The sequence below is a fragment of the Nitratidesulfovibrio termitidis HI1 genome (assembly GCF_000504305.1).
Taxonomy (GTDB): Bacteria; Desulfobacterota; Desulfovibrionia; order Desulfovibrionales; family Desulfovibrionaceae; genus Cupidesulfovibrio; species Cupidesulfovibrio termitidis.
Genome location: NZ_KI632512.1, coordinates 1,033,625 through 1,053,470, shown reverse-complemented (window position 1 = coordinate 1,053,470; position 19,846 = coordinate 1,033,625). Strand labels below are relative to the sequence as shown.

Annotated in this window: 14 protein-coding genes and 2 riboswitches; of the genes, 10 read left to right on the top strand and 4 right to left on the bottom strand. The window is 64.4% G+C overall.

Annotated features, from left to right (window positions below):
* Positions 1 to 321: 321 nt before the first annotated feature.
* The 6 genes from DESTE_RS04325 to thiE all read left to right on the top strand — a co-directional run bounded on the left by DESTE_RS04325 (position 322) and on the right by thiE (position 5,431).
* On the top strand, positions 322 to 738 hold the full coding sequence (locus DESTE_RS04325; RefSeq protein WP_035065393.1) for a universal stress protein: 417 nt from the start codon (positions 322 to 324) through the stop codon (positions 736 to 738).
* Between the two features lie 262 nt (positions 739 to 1,000).
* A riboswitch (TPP riboswitch) is annotated at positions 1,001 to 1,104 on the top strand.
* A 95-nt stretch (positions 1,105 to 1,199) separates the two neighbouring features.
* A riboswitch (TPP riboswitch) is annotated at positions 1,200 to 1,305 on the top strand.
* Between the two features lie 75 nt (positions 1,306 to 1,380).
* Positions 1,381 to 1,581, top strand: coding sequence for a sulfur carrier protein ThiS (gene thiS, locus DESTE_RS04320; protein WP_012611949.1), 201 nt, complete (start codon positions 1,381 to 1,383; stop codon positions 1,579 to 1,581).
* The gene (locus tag DESTE_RS04315; RefSeq protein ID WP_035065388.1) at positions 1,581 to 2,381 is read left to right on the top strand and encodes a thiazole synthase; all 801 of its coding nucleotides are present in this window, start codon (positions 1,581 to 1,583) and stop codon (positions 2,379 to 2,381) included. Before thiS ends, DESTE_RS04315 begins: the two co-directional genes overlap by 1 nt.
* A gap of 162 nt (positions 2,382 to 2,543) precedes the next feature.
* On the top strand, positions 2,544 to 3,764 hold the full coding sequence (gene thiH, locus DESTE_RS04310; RefSeq protein ID WP_035065385.1) for a 2-iminoacetate synthase ThiH: 1,221 nt from the start codon (positions 2,544 to 2,546) through the stop codon (positions 3,762 to 3,764).
* A gap of 105 nt (positions 3,765 to 3,869) precedes the next feature.
* The gene (gene thiF / locus DESTE_RS04305; RefSeq protein WP_035065382.1) at positions 3,870 to 4,490 is read left to right on the top strand and encodes a sulfur carrier protein ThiS adenylyltransferase ThiF; all 621 of its coding nucleotides are present in this window, start codon (positions 3,870 to 3,872) and stop codon (positions 4,488 to 4,490) included.
* Between the two features lie 287 nt (positions 4,491 to 4,777).
* Positions 4,778 to 5,431: a thiamine phosphate synthase gene (gene thiE, locus DESTE_RS04300; protein WP_035065380.1), complete on the top strand. Its 654-nt coding sequence runs from the start codon at positions 4,778 to 4,780 to the stop codon at positions 5,429 to 5,431.
* A gap of 241 nt (positions 5,432 to 5,672) precedes the next feature.
* Here the strand turns inward: thiE and DESTE_RS04295 are convergent, their stop codons facing one another.
* The 3 genes from DESTE_RS04295 to DESTE_RS04285 form a co-directional block, all read right to left on the bottom strand.
* A complete protein-coding gene (locus DESTE_RS04295) occupies positions 5,673 to 6,650 on the bottom strand; it encodes an EF-hand domain-containing protein (protein WP_035065377.1) in 978 nt (325 codons plus the stop codon).
* Between the two features lie 330 nt (positions 6,651 to 6,980).
* Positions 6,981 to 8,180, bottom strand: a complete 1,200-nt coding sequence (locus DESTE_RS04290) for an EF-hand domain-containing protein (RefSeq protein ID WP_035065374.1) — start codon at positions 8,178 to 8,180, stop codon at positions 6,981 to 6,983.
* 284 nt (positions 8,181 to 8,464) lie between these two features.
* Positions 8,465 to 8,770 carry a helix-turn-helix domain-containing protein gene (locus tag DESTE_RS04285; protein ID WP_084559357.1) on the bottom strand — a complete coding sequence of 102 codons (306 nt, stop codon included), beginning with the start codon at positions 8,768 to 8,770 and terminating at the stop codon, positions 8,465 to 8,467.
* Between the two features lie 499 nt (positions 8,771 to 9,269).
* Here DESTE_RS04285 and DESTE_RS04280 point away from each other — a divergent pair, with 499 nt between their 5' ends.
* Both DESTE_RS04280 and DESTE_RS04275 read left to right on the top strand, forming a co-directional pair.
* On the top strand, positions 9,270 to 11,018 hold the full coding sequence (locus DESTE_RS04280; protein WP_035065372.1) for a HAMP domain-containing methyl-accepting chemotaxis protein: 1,749 nt from the start codon (positions 9,270 to 9,272) through the stop codon (positions 11,016 to 11,018).
* Between the two features lie 7 nt (positions 11,019 to 11,025).
* Positions 11,026 to 11,562 (top strand): chemotaxis protein CheW, encoded by a 537-nt coding sequence (locus DESTE_RS04275; protein ID WP_156925268.1) that lies wholly within the window; start codon positions 11,026 to 11,028, stop codon positions 11,560 to 11,562.
* Positions 11,563 to 11,965: 403 nt separating this feature from the next.
* Here DESTE_RS04275 and DESTE_RS04270 read toward each other — a convergent pair whose 3' ends face one another.
* Positions 11,966 to 15,175, bottom strand: a complete 3,210-nt coding sequence (locus DESTE_RS04270; protein WP_035065369.1) for a DEAD/DEAH box helicase — start codon at positions 15,173 to 15,175, stop codon at positions 11,966 to 11,968.
* A 277-nt stretch (positions 15,176 to 15,452) separates the two neighbouring features.
* On the opposite strand from DESTE_RS04270, the gene DESTE_RS04265 reads away from it, so the two are divergent.
* Together DESTE_RS04265 and DESTE_RS04260 are read left to right on the top strand one after the other, a co-directional pair.
* Positions 15,453 to 17,201, top strand: a complete 1,749-nt coding sequence (locus tag DESTE_RS04265) for a peptide-binding protein (protein WP_035065367.1) — start codon at positions 15,453 to 15,455, stop codon at positions 17,199 to 17,201.
* 177 nt (positions 17,202 to 17,378) lie between these two features.
* The gene (locus tag DESTE_RS04260) at positions 17,379 to 19,547 is read left to right on the top strand and encodes a RelA/SpoT family protein (protein ID WP_035065364.1); all 2,169 of its coding nucleotides are present in this window, start codon (positions 17,379 to 17,381) and stop codon (positions 19,545 to 19,547) included.
* Positions 19,548 to 19,846: the final 299 nt, after the last annotated feature.

The window sequence follows — 19,846 nt, the reverse complement described above, 5'->3', positions numbered from 1 at the left end:
GGCGTGTAGGTGGCCTTCCGTTGGCGTGCGCCGCCCTCTTGCGGAAAGATGGCGGCGCGGGGCGAAAATCCATTGCCGCTGGCGACATCGCGTCATATAGGAAAGGTAGGGGAGAGTGCCTGCTTTCCCTCCGCGTCCGTGTTTGTTCCTGCCGTCACGAAGTCGGCCCGTTCTCTCCGATGGTTTCCCTTCCGACGATCCTTTCCGCCGACCTACCCTCCGCCTGACGCTTCACGGACGCTTCCTCCGCTGCCACGCGTGCCACCCGCTGGGGTGTGGCGCGCTTTATCCGGACTGCCGGAACACCGGAAAGGAGGAGCCATGAAGATTCTCGTTGCCGTCGATTCGTCGCAGTATTCCGAAAAGGCCGTGGCCAAGGCGGTGGAACTGGCCCAGAAGGGCGGCGCGGAACTGATCGCCCTTGCCGTGGCCGAACAGCCGCTGGACATGGGCGAGATCGCCGTTCCCGTCGATCTTTCCGTCCATTACGAGGCGGTGGCCGCCAAGGCGCTGGAAAAGGCCGTCGACATCGCCAAGTCCAAGGGCATGGCCCTGCGTTCGGTGCTGGAAGGCGGCAGTTCTCCCGCCGACAACATCATCGAACTGGCGAAGAAGGAAGGCGTGGACCTGATCGTCACCGGCAGCCGCGGCCGTACGGGGCTTGAAAAGTTCCTGCTGGGCAGCGTGGCGGCCAAGGTGGTGTCGCACGCCGCCTGCTCGGTGCTGGTGGTGCGGTAGGTTCGTGTAGTGCGTCCGGGTGCATTCGGGAGCATTCGGGAGCATTCGGCCTGCCGCCCTGTCGGATCATGATTTGCAGGAAGGCGGGCGCGTTTGTCGCGCCCGCCTCATGAACATGCCCTGCTTGCGGCGTAGGTACCTGCCGCGCGCACCATGCTGGATGCATTGGCAAAAAATGCCACGGCGGCATTGCCCGGCGCTACGTGGCGTCGCTGTCGCCGATTAGCGCTTTACATCCCCCCGCGCCGGGGGTATTGATCACTCATTCAGCTAGGGGAGCCCGTAGGGCTGAGAGTGGAGCACGCCTCCAGACCCTCTGAACCTGAAGCAGTTTACACTGCCGTAGGGAAGCTGAGCGTACCGCGCCCGAAATGCCGGAAACGCCCGTCCACCCTGCGACGGGCGTTTTTTGTTCGCCCGCCGCAGCAAAGCGGGAAAAACCGCGCGCCGGACGCGCCATAACGCGAAGCTGGGGGAGCCCGTGCGGGCTGAGAGGGAAGGGCAACCTTCCGACCCCGAGAACCTGATGCAGGTCATCCTGCCGTAGGGAAGCTTCCTCGCCTTCGGGCCATCAAAGGGGAGCTTGCCATTCGCAGGCTCCCTTCGCTTTCTCGAACGTCGCGGCAGCGGAGATTTACGGCAATGACGATACGCGTGAACGGACAGCAGATGGAATGCGAAACCGGCACGACGCTGCTCCAGTTGCTGGAGCAGATGGCCCTGCGGCCCGAGGCCGTTGTGGTCGAGCGCAACCGCGCCATCGTGAAGTCCGGGGAGTACGGGGCCACCCGGCTCGATCAGGGAGACGAACTCGAACTACTGCACTTCGTGGGAGGGGGCTAGTGACGCACGACACACACGACAACGACACGCTGGTGATCGGAGGGACGGCTCTGACAAGCCGCCTCTTCATCGGCACCGGCAAGTACGGCACCGACTCCCTCATCCCTGACGTGGCCGGGGCCTCGGGCTCCCAGGTCATCACCGTGGCGCTGCGGCGCGTGGATCTGGCCAATCCCAAATCCAACGTGCTGGCCCACATTCCGCCGCACATGCGGCTGCTGCCGAACACCTCCGGCGCGCGGACGGCCGAAGAGGCCGTCCGCATCGCCCGGCTGGCGCAGGCCGCCGGGTGCGGCAACTGGATCAAGATCGAGATCATTTCCGACAGCCGCTTTCTGCTGCCGGACGGCTACGCCACGGCCCGCGCCACGGAAACGCTGGCCAGGGAAGGCTTTGTGGTGCTGCCGTACATGAACCCGGACCTGTACGTGGCGCGCGACCTGGTCAACGCCGGAGCCGCCGCCGTGATGCCGCTGGGCGCGCCCATCGGCACCAACCGGGGGTTGCGCACGGCAGAGATGATCGGCGTGCTCATCGAGGAAATCGACCTGCCGGTCATCGTGGACGCGGGCATCGGCAAGCCCTCGCAGGCCTGCGAGGCCATGGAAATGGGCGCCGCCGCGTGTCTCGTGAACACAGCCATCGCCACGGCGGGCAACCCGGTGGCCATGGCCCGCGCCTTTGGCGAGGCGGTGCGCGCCGGGCGCGCGGCGTATCGTTCGGGCGCGGGGCCGGTGGCCACGGCGACTGCGGACGGGGCCAGCGCCTCGTCGCCGCTGACGGGCTTTCTGGGGGAATAGCGGCGAAGGGGCGGACGTTGCGGCGGGGCATGCCAGCCTGCCCGCAGTGCCTGCCCAGTCTGCCTGCTCAGTCTGCCTGGCCGATTTGTTTGACCGGTCTGGCTGACCTGTCTTTATCCCGCGTTTGCCGTCCCCCGCGTCTTTCCGCACAAGGAGCAGGACATGAGCATGTACGACGTGGTCCGCGAATGGACCCCCCACGTGGCGGACGCCCCCCTGCGCGCCTTCATGGATGTTGCCACCCCGGACGATGTTGCCCGCGTGCTGCGCAAGGAACGTCTTTCCCCGCACGACCTGCTGACCCTGCTTTCACCGGCGGCGGCCACGCAACTGGAGCCCATGGCCCGTCGCGCCCGCGAACTGACCGTGCGCCACTTCGGTCGCACCATCCAGTTGTTCACCCCGCTGTACCTTTCCAACCACTGCACCAACCAGTGCAGGTACTGCGGCTTCAACGCGCGCAACCACATCCCCCGCCAGCGCCTGACGGACGCAGAAATCGTGGCCGAGGGCACGGCCATTGCCGCCACCGGGCTGCGCCATCTGCTGCTGCTCACCGGCGATGCGCGCCACATGTCCGGGCCGGACTACATCGCCCACGCCGCGCGGCTGCTGGCCCCGCTGTTCCCCTCGCTGTCGGTGGAGGTCTATTCGCTGACGGATGAGGAGTACGCGTTGCTGGTGGACGCGGGCATCGACGGCATGACCATGTTCCAGGAAACCTACAACGAGGTACTGTACCCGGATCTGCACCCCGCCGGACCCAAGCGCGACTACCATTTCCGCTTGGGCGCGCCGGAGCGCGCCGCCCGCGCGGGCATGCGCGGCGTGGGGCTGGGGGCGTTGCTGGGGCTGGACGACTGGCGGCGTGACGCCTTTTTCACCGCCCTGCACGGCCAGTGGCTGCAACGCCACTACCCCTATGTGGACGTGAGCTTTTCCGTGCCCCGCCTGCGCCCGCACGCCGGGGCCTTCCAGCCTGCCCACACGGTATCCGACCGCGATCTGGTGCAGGTCATCCTGGCCTACCGCATCTTCATGCCCAGCGCGGGCATTACCGTGTCCACCCGAGAACGGGCAGGCCTGCGCGACAACCTGATTCCCCTTGGCGTCACCCGCATGTCCGCCGGGGTGAGCACCGCCGTGGGCGGTCACGCCACGCATACGGATGCGGACGGGCAGGGGGATGGGGATGGCGCCACCCCGCAGTTCGAGATTTCCGATCCGCGCAGCGCCGACGACATGGCCGAGGCCATTGCCGCGCGCGGCTACCAGCCGGTGTATAAGGACTGGGAATCGGTGCTGGACGGCGGGTACGGGTGTGGGATAGCGTGCGCCGCGCGACGCACCTCGTCTGAAGCCCCCAGCCCGGCAGCCTGCTGACAGGCGCCCCGGGCCACGCCTGACGCCTTCCATAAGGCCGGACGTGCACGCGGGACGGGCGAGGCGGGGCATTCGCGCCGCAATCCCCCCCTTTCAGGAGCTTTCGTGAGCATTCTTTCCGACGGTCTCGCCCGGTATCTCGAACATGACCACCTTGAACGCATGGCCGCGGCCCGCGTGGGCATCGCGGGGGCAGGGGGCCTTGGCTCCAACTGCGCCGCCATGCTGGTGCGCAGCGGCCTGCGTCGTCTCGTGGTGGCCGACCGCGACGTGGTCGAACCCTCCAACCTCAATCGCCAGCAGTACCAGCCGTTTCATCTCGGCAAGTCCAAGGTGGACGCCCTGGCCGAAAGCCTGCGCGTCATCGAACCCCGCCTGGTGGTCACCGCCCGGCGCGTGGACCTGACCCCCACCAACGTGGCCGACGTGTTCGCGGGCTGCAACATTCTGGTGGAGGCCCTGGACGACCCCGAAGCCAAGCGCATGTTCGTGGAGGCCGCGCTGGAAATGGGCGCCTTCGTGGTGTCCGCCTCCGGCATGGGCGGCTGGGGCGGCCCGGCCATGCAGATGCGCCGCATGGGCGAACGCATGGTGCTGGTGGGCGACTTCACCAGCGAGGTGGGCCATGACCTGCCGCCGCTGGCCCCGCGCGTGACCATGGCGGCGGCCATGCAGGCGGATGCGGTTATTGCCCACATACTTGGCCCTTGCCCCGGCTTTGTGTAATCGGCGTCAGGGCGGGCATATGCTGCGTCAAACAGGCTTTCCGCGCGGGTCACGTACCGAAGAGCGCTCTGCGGTCGCCATCCGTAAGGTTCGCAAGCTCACCTAACGGCTGGCGCACACTCCCCTTGCGGAAAACCGGCTTTCCTTGCCTCTGCCCACCCTGCCCGCGTTTACAGGGTGTGCAAATCCCGTAACGTCTGCGGAAGGTTGGCGATGTCCGTCGTGCCTGATGTGCCATGCATCGTCGTACTGGGCAGAATTCAGTCATCAACCCCAAGGAGCATCCCATGCCGCGCATCCTTCCCGGCAGCACGCCGGAGGCCGACATCTACTGCCTGACCGATGACGGGCTGTCGCGCGGGCGGTCCGCCGTGGACGTGGTGGCCGCCATGCTGCGCGGGGGCGCGCGCATCGTGCAGTACCGCGAAAAGGACAAGCACGCCGGGGAGATGCTGCGCGAGTGTCAGGAGTTGCGCCGCATGACCCGCGAGGCCGGTGCCTGTTTCATCGTCAACGACCACGTGGACATCGCCATGCTGTGCGACGCCGACGGCGTGCACGTGGGGCAGGGGGACCTGCCCGTGCCAGCGGTGCGGCAACTGGTGGGGCCGGGGCGCATCATCGGGCTGTCCACCCATTCGCCGGAGCAGGCCCGCGCTGCCGTGGCAAGCGGGGCGGACTACATCGGCGTGGGGCCGATTTTCGCCACCAAGACCAAGAAGGACGTCTGCGCACCGGTGGGCTTCGAATACCTGGACTGGGTTGTGGGCAACATTGCGCTGCCCTTCGTGGCCATTGGCGGCATCAAGCTGCATAACATCGGGCAGGTTGCCGCGCACGGCGCGCGGTGCTGCGCGCTGGTTTCCGAAATCGTGGGCGCGGACGATGTCGCCGCCTGTTTGGCACAGGCGCGCGCGGCCATGGGTGCGCCGCAGGGGTAGCCCGCTCCGTCACCTGTGCCGCGCCTGCGTGGTGATTGTTTGCATCTGCGGTCGTCTGGCCCCGTCTGTCTCCAACTGACGCCCCCTGACGCCACATGTCTCCGTCTTTCCCTGTCTTTCCCCGTCTTCCCTGTCTTCTCCATACGGCACGCAAAAACGCGGCGCTCCCGAAAGGGCAGCGCCGCGTTGTTCATTGCATGCAGCAACGGTGCGATGGATACGCCGGACAGGACACTTCCGGTCAGGCAATTTCCTCCAGCAGGCCGGAGATGCCAGCGGACATCGTCGTCGAGTCCGAGGAGGCGAACAGGCTGGAGAAGTCGAAGCCGCCCGCACTGCCGTAGGCATTCATGGCCCGCCGCAGTTCGGAGGTGGAAGAATCGGACCCGTTTTCGCCGCGCGCAAGGCGCAGCGCCTCGGCATAGCCGGGGATGGCGGCGGCGAGTTCCTCGGTGGAAACCACGCCGTCCTTGTTGGTGTCCAGGTCGTCGTATTCTTCGTCTTCTTCGTCCTCGCTCGATGAACCGGACGCGCTGCTGGCCGACGAGCCGGAAGCCGCCGCGGCCAGGGTGGAGTCGGATTCGGACGAGGAGGCCACGCCGTTTTCGATGGCGGCACTCAGTTCGTCGCCGGTGATCACCCCGTCGCCGTCAAGGTCGTACTGGCTGAACGTATCGTCATCCAGCCCGGATTCCTCCTGCGTCAGGTCGCCGCTTTTATCGGAATCCGCAAGGCCCATGATCATGGCCGTAAGCGAGGCGTATGCCTGCGCGGCGGCATCGGATGCGGCGGAGGCATCCACGGAAAGCGTGCCGTCATCGCCAACGCTGGCCACGCCCGACTTCAGGGCGGCCTCCAGTTCGAAGCCGGTCACCGTGCCGTCACCGTCGGAGTCCAGCGCGTCGAACGATTCCTGTTCCAGCCCCGATTCGTCCAGCGAAAGCCCGCCGCTGACGTCCTTGTCCAACTGGCCCAGCAGCGATGCCGTCTGCGCAAAGGCAGAGCCTTCCTCGCCGTCCTGCATCATGGCGATGAGCTTGTCGCGGTTGCTGAACAGCCCGCTGGCCTGCGTGGTGCCTTCGCTGTCGTCGGACCCGCCGAACAGGCTGGTCAATGACGATGTGGCGCTCTGGGTAATCTGCGACGTCTGGTCGCTGCCCCAGGACGCCAGCAATTCCTGTAGCGTGGAACTGCTGGAACGTATTCCTGATATGCTCATGAGTACCTCCTAACGTACCTCATGTGCGCAGCGCCGTGCTCGCCCGCAGCCCGAGGGCAGGAAAAGCGTGCCGCACCATGCGGCACGGTCGCGAAAAAGCAAGAATCGCACCAACGGCAAAGCTTGCCGGGTGGTGCGAGCGGCGGCGGGAACGGTGGGGGATGGCAGGCGACCGTTGGAGGCCGCCGCCATGGGGAGGCCTGCTGCATGTGCGGCCCGCCCGTGATGGGCAGGCAGGCGTCTGTCGCATGGCCCGCCGGGGGGCTGGGCGTGATGGGCCGCAACAAGCCCACCCGGCTGGCGATGTGTGCGTGAGGTAAGGGAGGCGGGCTAGGCCGTGCTTTCGGCTGCCCCCGTGGCTGCCCCCACGCCTGTCTGTTCCGTTTCGGCGGCGGCTGCGTCCGCCAGCACGTCGGCAATGTCGCCTACGGCATCGGACGAGGCATCGGTGGAGGTGCCCGCGTCACCCGATGCGGAGCCGCCAGTGGCGGCAACGGCGCTGGATGACCCGGTGGTGGCGCCCGTGCTGCCGGTGGGAGCGGTTTCGAACAGGGCGGTCATCAGGCCGCCCATGTTGCCCTCGTACCGGTCCATGGCCTCGTGCGCGGCCATGCCGTAGGCCCGGCGGCCATAGCTGTTGCGCGCCACGGAACTCAGCGCGTGCAGTGCGCCCATGACGTCCAGCATCTGTTGCAACGATCCGCCGAATTCATTGGCGGTGACGCTGCCGTCGCCATCCGTGTCGAGCTGCGCGAAGCGGTCCTGATCCAGGCCCGATTCCGACTGCGACAGCCCGCCGCTGTCGTCTGCGTCCAACGTTTCCACGATGCGTTGGGCAATGCGCGCAGCCATGGCCCCCACCGTACTGCCCTGGGCGGTCGCCGTGTCGGCGGCAGCCCCACTGGCGGCTGTGGCGGTGGTGTCCGTGCCCCCGTCAGTGGGATCGGTGGAATCCGTGGTGTCGGCATCCTGTCGGGTGGCGGGGGCCGTCAGGCGCACGGCCAGCTTGCCGTCCAGGGTGGCGGCGATGGCGCCCGCCAGTGCGGCGCTGGAAAGCTCGCCGGAAGAGAGCAGCCCGTCGCCGTCGGTGTCCAGGCTGGTGAACATGTCATCCGCAAGGCCGGTTTCCGCGGCGGAGAGTGCGCCATCGCCGTCGGTATCGCCCTTTTCGACGAGCAGCCCGGCCATCGCTGCCGCCTGCTCCGCAGTGGGACCGGACATCGCGCCGGGAACGGACGATGCATCACCGGGTTCCGACCGCATCAGATCTATCAGTTCGTCGCGTTTGCTGCGCAGCCCGGCGCGCAGTTCGCGACTGCTGACCGCGCCGTCGTCATTCTTGTCCAGTTCGGCAAACGCCGACTCGGACAGTTGTGATTCGGTGACGGAAAGGCTGCCGTCGTCGTCGGCATCCAGCTCCGCCATCATGGCTCCTGCCAGGCGGCTGGTGGTTCTGCCCCAGCCTCTGCCTTTGCCGTGCCACGGGTCCCACCCCGTGCCAGAGATTCCTCCGTGGTTTTCGATGCTCATGCGTCCTCCGTCTGCCCTCCCGGGTCTGCCCGGGGCATGGCCCCGGGTGTCATGCCGCAACACGAACGGCGGCGGAAGGTTTTGCCCGGTCTTCGGGCTGGGCAGGACGAGGCAAGTTTCGTTCCGGAGGCGTTATTTTCCGGCGTTGCCGCAAGGCGTCCGGCAGGACTGGTCTTGCGGAAGCACCTTCCTTCGGAACACCGGAAGAATGGGCGAAAGGACCAAGGGACAGCGCGGCAGATGGTTCGCCCCACGAAGCGCTGGCGGCAAGCGCGGGGTGCGGGTCAGCGGTTGCCGGAGCCGCCGCCCCGCGCCGTGGCATCAGCAGAATCGGGAACGCCGCCGACGCGTACGGGGAAGGCCCTGTCGATGAGCCTGCCCGGCGATATCCCCATGGCCTCGGCAATGGCAAGGATGTTCAGCAGGCACAGGTTGCGTTCACCCCGCTCCACACCACCAATGTAGGTGCGGTGCAACTCAACTCTTTCGGCCAACTGCTCCTGTGACCAGCCGAGTGTTTCACGAACCTGGCGGATTGTGCTCCCTAGCGCAATAAGATGCTGTTTTTCTTGAGCAGAGTATCCTGGCATGGCTTCCTCCAGTGGCTGCGGGAATCCATTCAGGTTCTGCGTTGACGACTATAAGTCTACAGACTATAAGTATCGCACGCCATCTTCGATCCCTAAGGCCATGTACGCAAAAGTCTATTTCAGAAAAGATGGCCGCGCGTTGCTTCAAGTGTCTTGTCTGTAAGCATGTACTTTTTTGTCGATGGGTCGGGCGTATGTTTGTAGTGGGTTATGTAAAAAGTTTTTTTCAGGTCATGGCATGCGAACATGCGTAGCGTTACAGGACAGTATGTGCTGTTCATTCGTCTGTGTTTGGCTGTGTGTATATTTAATTCATGTATTGCGTTATGCATGAATACGAAATGAATTAATTTTATACGGATCGGATTAATTGGGAATATCTTTATGATGGAATTATTTTTTTTGCCATTATCAATGAATTATAATTTGCTGCAAAAAGTATGAAATATGGTGTCAGGGGCGTGGAATGAGTGGGACTGAATATGTATTGGAGTGAATCATGACGTTGAAAGCGAAATTAATCTCAAGTTTTGTTGTTCTAATTTTTCTTCTCGCAAGCGTTGGTGGGTATTCGTCTGTTCAATTGCGTGATATTCTTGGTGATGTCATTAATCTTACGCAAAACTGGATGCCAAGCATCAAGGCTGTTGGAGATATTCGTGGTAACATTAATGAAGTACGACGCCAGCAATTGCAGCACGTCATTGCGCGTGATGAATCCGCCATGGAGGAAATCGAGCGCAGCCTGAAGGTCATCAACGGGCGGCGGTTGGCCAACAGCACGCTCTACGAGAAGCTGATTTCTTCCCCAGAGGAACGTGCGGCCTTCCGGGAATACAATTCGAATTTCGAGCAATACCTGGCAGGGGTGGACAAGATGATCGCCCTTTCGCGCCAGAATCGCACCGAAGAGGCCATGGCCCTGGACACGAAGGAGCTCAAGCCGGCTTTTGACGCGGCCATTACCGCCCTGCGCCGCTGCGTGGAAATGAACGACAAGGGCTCCAAGGATTCCGGCGATGCAGCGGGTGAACGCGTGTCCACCACTCAGCAGGTCAACATCGTGCTGGTTGCCGTGGCGTTGCTGATCGGCGTGGGGGCCGCCGTGTTCCTGATCCGCTCCACTCTCAATCAGCTTGGTGAAGATCCCGGCTACTTGCAGGGTGTTTCGACAGAGATCGCCGCAGGCAACCTGAACGTGAGCTTCCGCTCCGAGCGACCCTTGTCCGGCGTGTATCAGGCCATGCAGGCCATGGTGGCCACCCTCAAGGGCAAGATCGCCGAGGCCGACGAAAAGACCGTGCTGGCCGAGGCCAAGGAGCGCGAAGCCGTGGCCGCCACCGCTGCGGCGGAGGAAGCCCGCAAGCAGGCGGAAAATGCCAGGCGCGAAGGCATGATCCAGGCCGCCCAGAAGCTGGAAGGCGTGGTGGAAGTGGTGTCCTCCGCCTCTGAAGAACTTTCCGCCCAGATCGAACAGTCCGACCGGGGCGCGGAAGAGCAGTCCAAGCGCGTGGCCGAAACCGCTACCTCCATGGAAGAAATGAACGCCTCGGTGCTGGAAGTGGCCCGCAACGCGGGCACCGCCGCCACCTCATCCGAAAACGCCCGCAACAAGGCCGAATCGGGCGCGGACATCGTGAACAACGTGGTGCGCGAAATCTCGCAGGTGCAGCAGCAGTCCATGGACCTGAAGCGCGACATGGAAGACCTGGGCCGACAGGCCGAGGCCATCGGCCAGATCATGAACGTCATTTCCGACATCGCCGACCAGACCAACCTGCTGGCCCTGAATGCCGCCATCGAGGCGGCCCGCGCCGGTGACGCGGGACGCGGTTTTGCCGTGGTGGCCGACGAGGTGCGCAAGCTGGCCGAAAAGACCATGCAGGCCACCAGCGAGGTGGGCAGCGCCATCCGGGGCATCCAGCAGGGCGCCCAGAAGAACATGGACAATGTGGACCGCTCGGTGCGCGCCATCGAGGAAACCACCCGCCTGGCCCAGGACTCCGGCGCGTCGCTGAAGGAAATCGTGGCGCTGGTGGATTCGGCCACCGACCAGGTGCGCGGCATCGCCACCGCGTCGGAGCAGCAGTCTGCCGCCAGCGAAGAGATCAACCGGGCGGTGGAGCAGGTCAGCACCATCTCTGCCGAAACGGCGCAGGCCATGCGCGAGGCGGCCAAGGCGGTATCCGAGCTGTCCAACCAGGCCCAGGTGCTGCGTCGCCTGGTCGAAGAACTGAAGCAGGCATAGGCGCGCCATGGAAACCACCCACGAAGGCATCGCATCCGGTGCATCGGGCGTAACGGGAATATCCGGCCAGTTCCGGCTGGATGGTGGAGACGGCGGGTTGCTGCAACTCGTCACCTTCACCCTGGGCGAAGAAGAATTCGGCGTGGACATCCTGCGGGTACAGGAAATCATCCGCATGATGCCGGTTACCCGCGTGCCCGCGGCACCCTCGTTTGTCGAAGGCATCATCAACCTGCGCGGCAAGGTCATTCCCGTCATCGACATGCGGGCGCGCTTCGGCCTGCGGGCCGGGGCGGCTGACGAAAAGACCCGCATCATGGTGGTGGAGATGGATGGCCGCGTGGCCGGGTTCATCGTGGATTCGGTGTCCCAGGTGCTGCGCCTGCCCGCCTCCACGGTGGAGGCGCCTCCCGCCGTCATAGAGGGGGGCGGGTCCGACTTCATTCGCGGCGTGGGCAAGCTGGAAGGGCGGCTGTTGCTGCTGCTCGACCTGGACCTGCTGCTGGGCGAAAGCGAAAAGGCGGTGCTGGACGGCATCCGCTAGGTTGCATTGCCCCCCGTGGCCGGTTCGGTGCCGACCAGTCCGCACTGAACCGGTACGCCGGACGGCAGGATCACTTCAACGACTGCTCCGTGAGTGTGCCACGCGCGATGGCGTGAAACGCGATCCCCCGCCGCGCCCGAGCGCGCGGCAACGCCCACGTTGCATGGCGGCCCGTCGCCACCCCGCCTCCATCCCCGACATGGCGGGTCCCCCCAAGGGCGGCGGGCCGACCGCGAAGGCGCGGGGGCATAGGACATGCCCCCCGCCTTCGTCCATTTTCAGCCAGAGAAAACGGCGCGCTTCCCGTGGGAGGCGCGCCGTTTTTTTCGGCTGTACGCATGTGGAGCAGGATGCGGAATGGCCCGGAACCGGCAATGCAACGAGAGGGGGCAGCAGCCCGCCGCTACACGTCGAACAGCATCTCCAGGTCTTCGCGGGTCAGCGACTTCCAGGCTTCCTGGCCGGGGATGATGGCCTCGGCCACGCCGCGCTTCATGTCCTGCAACTTCAGGATCTTTTCTTCCACCGTGTTTTCGCAGATCAGCTTGTAGCTGAACACCTGCCGGGTCTGGCCGATGCGGTGCGTGCGGTCGGTGGCCTGGCTTTCCACGGCGGGGTTCCACCACGGGTCGTAGTGGATGACGTAGTCTGCCGAGGTCAGGTTAAGGCCCGTGCCGCCCGCCTTCAGCGAAATGAGGAAAATGGGAATTTCCGGCGTGTTGTTGAAGCGGTCCACCTGCTCGAAGCGGTCCTTGCTGGTGCCGTCCAGGTAGCAGAAGGGGATGGCGTTGATCTGCAGCCACGAGCGGATGATGTGCAGCATCTGCACGAACTGCGAGAACACCAGCACCTTGTGGCCTTCCTCCACGATGTCGGTGATCATGTCCTTGAAGGCGTCGAACTTGCCGGAGGGCAGGTTGGTGGTCAGCCCCGGCATGTCCAGCTTCAGCAGGCGCGGGTGGCAGCAGATCTGGCGCAGCTTCAGCAGCGCGTCCAGGATGGACATCTGGCTCTTGGCGATGCCCTTCTCGTCCACGTCGGCCATCACCTGCTCCTTCAGCTTGCGGGCAAGGGCGGTGTACAGTTCCGCCTGCTCTTCGGCCAGGGCGCAGTAGTAGGTGTTCTCGATCTTGGGCGGCAGGTCCTTTGCCACCTCGGACTTGGTGCGCCGCAGGATGAACGGGCGCACGCGGGTGCGCAGGTAGTCCAGCGTTTCGCTGTCGCCGTCCTTGATGGGCTTGATGATGCCCCGCTGGAAGGCGTGCTGCGACCCCAGGAAGCCCGGCATCAGGAACTCGAACAGCGACCACAGCTCGAACAGGTTGTTCTCGATGGGCGTGCCCGACAGGCACAGCCGCATGCGGGCGTTGATGCGCCGCACGGAACGCGCCGTGATGGTGTTGGGGTTCTTGATGTTCTGGGCTTCGTCCAGGATGATCGAGTTGAACTCGTGCTCCTGCAGTTCTTCCAGGTCGCGCCGCAGCAGGGCGTAGGTGGTGACCACCAGGTCCGATTCGTCGATGCGGCGGAACATGCCCTCGCGCCGGGTGCCGTAGATGATCAGGCGGCGCAGGTCGGGCACGAACTTCTGGGCTTCACGGTCCCAGTTGGGCAGCACCGAGGTGGGCACCACGATCAGGTTCGGCCCCACCGCCCCGCGTTCCACCATGTGCTGGATGAACGACAGGGTCTGGATGGTCTTGCCGAGGCCCATTTCGTCGGCCAGGATGCCGCCGAAGCCGTATTCGCGCAAAAAGTTGAGGTACGACAGGCCCTGCTGCTGGTAGCCGCGCAACGAGGCGGTAAGCCCCTTGGGCGGATTGATGGGCCGTATTTCGCGGAAGTTGCGGATCTTGTCGCGCAGGCTGTTCCAGAACGGGTCGGTCTGGGCGTCGGGCAGGTCGTCCAGCAGGCTGTCCAGCACCGGGGCCTCGAACTGCTGGAACTGCTTCTGCGGCGGCTTTTCCGGGTCCAGCCCAAGGGCCTGCAACTTGTGGGCGATGCGCTTCAGCCAGGCTTCCGGCAGGCTGGTGTACGAGCCGTCCTTGAGCTGCACGTAGCGCTTGCCCTGGCTCCACGCCTTCCAGATCTTGTCGATGGGCACCTTCTGGCCGTCGTATTCCACGGTGATGTCGAGCGAGAACCACTTGTCTTCCTCGCTCGTTTCCACCTTGGCCGTGATGACGGGCTGCGACAGGCGCACCTTGTAGCGTGACAGGGCCTTTTCGCCGTACACGCGGTACAGTTCCACCAGCTTGGGGTAGGCGTCGAGCAGGAAGTTGATGGCTTCTTCCGGCTCCAGGAACCACATGCGGTTGCTGCGTGGCTGAAAGCGCATTTCGGCCAGCAGCGCGGTAAGCGACGCCTCTTCTTCCTGGTGGCGGCGGATGAGGCAGGTGTGACCGTCGATGGTGTAGCTGCCGGTCTGAAAGTCGGGGTTGGGGCCGGGCAGATAGAATTCGCCGTGCACCGTCTCGTAGATGTTCTGGATTTCCAGCGTCAGCAGGCTGCCTTCCTCGTCCAGGAACAGCTTGGGGTTGTACGTGGCCGGCTGGAAGATGGGTTCCATGTGCTTCAGGAACTCTTCCTGCCCGTACAGGTCGCTGGTGGGCAGCTTGGTCCACACCCGGTCGAGGAATTCGGAAATGTCTTCCTGCGGAATGACCGGGGGCTGGCGGACGAGATCCTGCACCAGCTGCGAGTTCAGGCTGGTGTGCACGGGGTAGAACCCCTTGTTCCAGCACACCCATAGCGGCATCTGGCCGTGAAAGGTCACCTCGCTGCCGATGATGGAGAACGGCTGCTTGCCCTCGCGGTGCAGCATCACGTCGAACGAAAGCCCGTCGTCGGTGAGTTGCGGCTTCAGCTTCAGGCGCATGGAGGTGCGCTCGATGCGGCAGGGCTGGTCGGTGTCGCCCCAGAACAGGTAGTATTCGTTGCGGATGGCCCACAGGAACCAGGTCAGCAGGCCGTCGGGCACTTCTATACGGTGGCCGTAGTAATCCACGATCTGGCCGATCTGCTGCGCCACCTGCGCCAGTTGGGGCGAAAGTTCGCACCAGTCGGGGTTGCGCAGAATCTGTTCCAGCGTGATTTCATTGTGCACCGTGGACAGGCCGGACTTGTTCTGGCGGCCCCGGAACAGCGAAACCAGAAGGCGCCCCGGCTCGGGGTGAAAGCGGAAGATCAGGTAGTGCTGGCCCGCCTCCGGCTCTATGGCGGTGGAAAAGAAGGCACGGAAATTCTGCCGCCATTCGGTCTTGGGCCGGGCGGGTTCCTCGCCGCCGGGGCGCGTTTCCAGCGACGACAGCATCTTGAGGGCGGTGGCCCCCACGTGCCTGCACACGCCGGAAAACGAGTCCGGGCAATTGCAGTGGTAGGCGGTGGTGCCTTCGCCAAGGCTGATGGACAGCTTGGGCGAATATATCTGGAAGTCTTCCCCCTGGATGCTTCCTTCAACTTCCCAATAGCCGTCGGCCTTCTTCAGGCTCAGTTTCTGGACGCCGCCTTCGGCGAGAATGTCCTGCGATCCGTCCAGGATGTATTCCGGGATGGAATCATGGACGAAGTCCTGCAGGAGCGAACGGACGGATTGCTCCTCGTTCAGTTCCATATGCTCGTGTGCTCCTCTGGAGTCGCAACCGGAGGGGAGGCGCGCATGCCGGTACGGGCGGGGCACGCTTCGGATTTGACCCCCCGGCCGAAGCGCAATTGACCATTTTAGTCCAAAATTGCGCCATTATCAATAGCAGGGACGTTTGCCCACGGCGCGGGACAATGATATCCAACGCGTTCGGGCGGAATCCGGCGCGCCGCGCGCGGGGATACGCCCATGCTATCGTGAAACCATACCCCATCCACGGGAATAGGCAATAGCCGGAGGCAATCGCATGAACCGCACCGTTCTTTCCGCGCCGCGCGCCGCGCGCGCAGGCCTGTTCGTCCCCAAGCTGCTGCTGGCGCTTCTGTTGTGCCTGCTGCTGGCCGCCTGCGGCGATTCCACCCCCCAGGGCGGCAAGGACGGCGGCAAGGACGGCGGCAAGAACGGCGCCACGGGCGTCAACGCCACCTCGACCCAGGGCGGGCAGCCAGCCGTCACGCCCGGTGAGCCGGTCACCGGCGACAGGATCATCCTCGGCACCATCGGCGAACCGTCCAACCTTCTGCCGTTCATCGCCTCCGATGCCTCGTCGCACGAGGTCAGCGACCAGCTGTTCGTGGCCCCGCTACGCTACGACAAGAACCTGAACATCGAGAAGTGGGCCGCCGCCTCGTACGAGGTGCTGGAAAACGGCACCCTGCTGCGCTTCACCCTGCGCGACGACATCCGATGGGAAGACGGCAAGCCCCTGACCGCCGACGACGTGGAGTTCACCTACAAGCTGATGGTGGACCCCAAGACGCCCACGCCCTATGCCGAGGACTACCTGGCCATCAAGGAATTCCGCAAGACCGGGCCGCTGTCGTTCGAGGTGCGCTACGTGAAACCCTTTGCACGTTCACTGATCACCTGGATGCACGGCATCATGCCCAGGCACCTGCTGGAAGGGCAGGACCTGATGAACACGCCCTTCTCCCGCAAGCCGGTGGGGGCCGGACCGTACCGTTTGAAGGAATGGGAGGCGGGCACCCGCCTGACGCTGGAGGCCAGCCCCACGTACTTCCTGGGCCGTCCGTACATCGACGAGGTGGTCTACCGGGTCATTCCCGACCTTTCCACCATGTTCCTGGAACTGAAGGCCCAGCGCCTGGACATGATGAACCTGAGCCCGCAGCAGTATCTGCACCAGACCAACGGGGCCGAATGGGACATGGCCTGGCGCAAGTTCCAGTACCTGTCCTTTGGCTACAGTTATCTTGGCTACAACCTGGCGCTGCCCATGTTCAAGGATGTGAAGGTGCGCCAGGCGCTTACCTGCGCCATCGACCGCAAGGCGCTGGTGGCCGGGGTGCTGCTGGGGCAGGGCATGCCCACCCTGGGGCCGTACAAGCCGGGCACCTGGGTATACAATGACAAAATTGATGAGTATCCGTATGATCCTGCCAAGGCCAGGGAACTGCTGGCCCAGGCCGGATGGGCGGACACCAACGGCGACGGCCTTCTGGACAAGGACGGCGCGCCCTTCGCGTTCACCATCCTGACCAACCAGGGCAACGACCAGCGCATCAAGGCCGCCACCATCATCCAGAGCCAGTTCAAGGCCGTGGGCATCGACGTGAAGATACGCACGGTGGAGTGGGCGGCCTTCATCAAGGAATTCGTGGACAAGGGGCGTTTCGACGCCGTGCTGCTGGGGTGGAACATCCTGCAGGATCCCGACCTGTACGACGTGTGGCATTCGTCCAAGGCGGTGCCCGGCGGGCTGAACTTCGTGGGCTACAAGAACCCCGAGGTGGACGACCTGCTGGAGCGCGCCCGCTCCACCTTCGACCAGGCCGAGCGCAAGAAGCTGTACGACCGGTTCCAGGAAATCCTGCATCGCGACCAGCCGTACTGCTTCCTGTACGTGCCGTATTCGCTGCCCATCGTCAGTTCGCGCTTCCAGGGGCTGGAACCCGCCCCGGCCGGGCTGACGCACAACTTCACCCGCTGGTGGACGCCGCGGGAGCAGCAGCGGTACCGCATGCAGCAGCAATAGCTTGATTTCGGAGCCTTTTCCGGAAACAGCCCATCAAGAAGTATATTCAACTCCCTCTCCGCACCCGGCCCCGCCGCCGGGTGCGCGCGATTTCACGGCAGTGATCGGCGGGACCACACAGCCAACTCCGGCCACGGCGCCATCCCGCCCTGGCCGACGCACACGGGCCAGAACCGCATGATCCGCATCCAGGACGTTCTCGACAAGGTCGCGTCGGTCAACAAGAACGCCGACCTTGCCCTCATACAAAAAGCCTACGTGTACGCGGCCGCCGCGCACGCCGGGCAGACGCGCCTTTCGGGCGAGCCATACCTGTCGCACCCGCTGGCGGTGGCCTACACCCTGGCGGAAATGCGCTTCGACGAGGCGGCCATAGCCGCCGGGCTGCTGCACGACACGGTGGAAGACACCACCGTGAGCATCGAGGACATCGACACCCTGTTCGGCGAAGAAGTGGCCGACGTGGTGGATGGCGTGACCAAGATCAGCCAGATGACCTTCGAGAGCAAGGAAGAGGCCCAGGCCGAGAACATCCGCAAGATGATCCTGGCCATGGCGCACGACATCCGGGTGCTCATCGTCAAACTGGCCGACCGCCTGCACAACATGCGCACCCTGGGTTTCCAGAAGTCGCACAAGCAGAAGCTGATCGCCCAGGAAACCATGGACATCTACGCCCCGCTGGCCAACCGGCTGGGGCTGCACCGCATCAAGCTGGAGCTCGAAGACCTGAGCTTCCGCTACCTGAAGCCCGACGTTTACGCCCAGATCGACGAATGGCTGGAAACCAACCAGGTGGTCGAAAGCCACTACATCGAGCGGGTCATCATCCGCATTCGCGAGATACTGGAGAAGAACGAGATCAAGGGCGAGGTGCGCGGGCGCATCAAGCACAAGTACAGCATCTACAAGAAGATGGTGCAGCAGGACCTGACGCTGGACGACATGCACGACATCATCGCCTTCCGGGTGATCGTGGGTGACCTGCGCGACTGCTACGCCGTGCTCGGGCTGATGCACGCCCAGTGGAAGCCGGTGCACGGGCGGTTCAAGGACTACATCTCCATGCCCAAGGCCAACGGGTACCGCAGCCTGCACACCACGGTCATCGGGCCGGAAGGCGAGCGCATGGAGATCCAGATCCGCACCGAGGAAATGCACCGTCTGGCGGAACACGGCGTGGCCTCGCACTGGCTGTACAAGGAAGGCGGCCGGGTGAACCCGCGCGACCTCGAGCAGTTCACCTGGCTGCACGAGATTCTGGACCGCCAGAAGATGGAGACCGACTCCAAGGAGTTCATGCAGTCGCTGCGCCTCGACCTGTTCAAGGACGAGGTGTACGTGTTCACCCCGCGCGGCGACGTGAAGGAGCTGCCCGAAGGGGCAACCCCCATAGATTTCGCCTACCTGATCCATACCGAGGTGGGCAACCACTGCGCCGGGGCCAAGGTCAACGGCAAGCTGGTGCCGCTGGGCACCGCCCTGAAAAGCGGCGACACCATAGAGGTCATCACCGACAACAGCCGCCGCCCCAGCCGCGACTGGCTGAAGTTCGTCAAGACGGCCAAGGCCCGCAGCCGCATCCAGCACTACATCCGCACCGAAGAGCGCGAACGGTCCATCGCGCTGGGACGCGAGATGCTGGAAAAGGAAGGGCGGCGCATGGGCATCAACATCATGAAGGCCCTGCGCGACGGCGACCTGCTGCCCGTGGTCAAGGAGCTTTCGCTGGGCAGCGTGGAGGACCTGCTGTCCAACGTGGGTTACGCCCGCTATACCCCCAAGAAGGTACTGAAGCGCCTGCTGCCCAAGGACGAGGAGGCCGCGGCGGAGGAAGCCGCCAAGGCTGCCGAGGCCAACGCCGCCAGCGCCGCCACGCGCGAGGCCAACCGCCGGGCGGACAGCGTGAGCATCAAGGGGGTGGACGACATCCTGGTGCGCTTCGCCCGCTGCTGCAACCCGCTGCCGGGCGACCCCATCATCGGCTTCATCAGCCGGGGGCGCGGGGTGACGGTGCACACCTCCGACTGTGCCAACGTGCAGACCATGGAGCCGGAACGGCTCATCTCGGTGTTCTGGGACGGGCAGGAGGACAAGCCCTATCCGGCGCGGATCCACCTGGTGTGCCGCAACGAAAAGGGCGTGCTGGCCCAGATTACCGCGCTGCTGGCAGAAGAGAACGTCAACATCGACTCCGGCACCATGCGCTCCATGGTGGACGGCAAGTCGGAAGTGGACTTCACCGTGGAGGTGCGCGACGTGGCGCACCTGTACCGGGCGCTGGACAAGCTGCGCAAGTTGCCCACGGTGGTGGAGGTGCTGCGCTCCACATCGACCATGGAATAAGCGGAGCAGGGGCGGAAAGGGCCGGAAGCCACGGCGAAGCGCCTGGGTTTCGTACCGGTATTTTTCACTTGGTGCGTGCGACAAAAGAGGGGCCTCCTTGCGGAGGCCCCTTTTGCTGGCGCTTGTGAGTGGAGAGGCTGGCCGTTTCCCTTGGGTGTGTGCCCGCGGCCCCGGCGTGGTCTGGAAGTCTTGTCGGGATTGACGGTGTCCTTGTCTTTCCCCTGCATCGGGCGTGCTGCAAACCGTCCTTTTCTCCGCTGGCTGCGTCAGGCTTCACCGTCCATTGCTCTGCTGTCCTC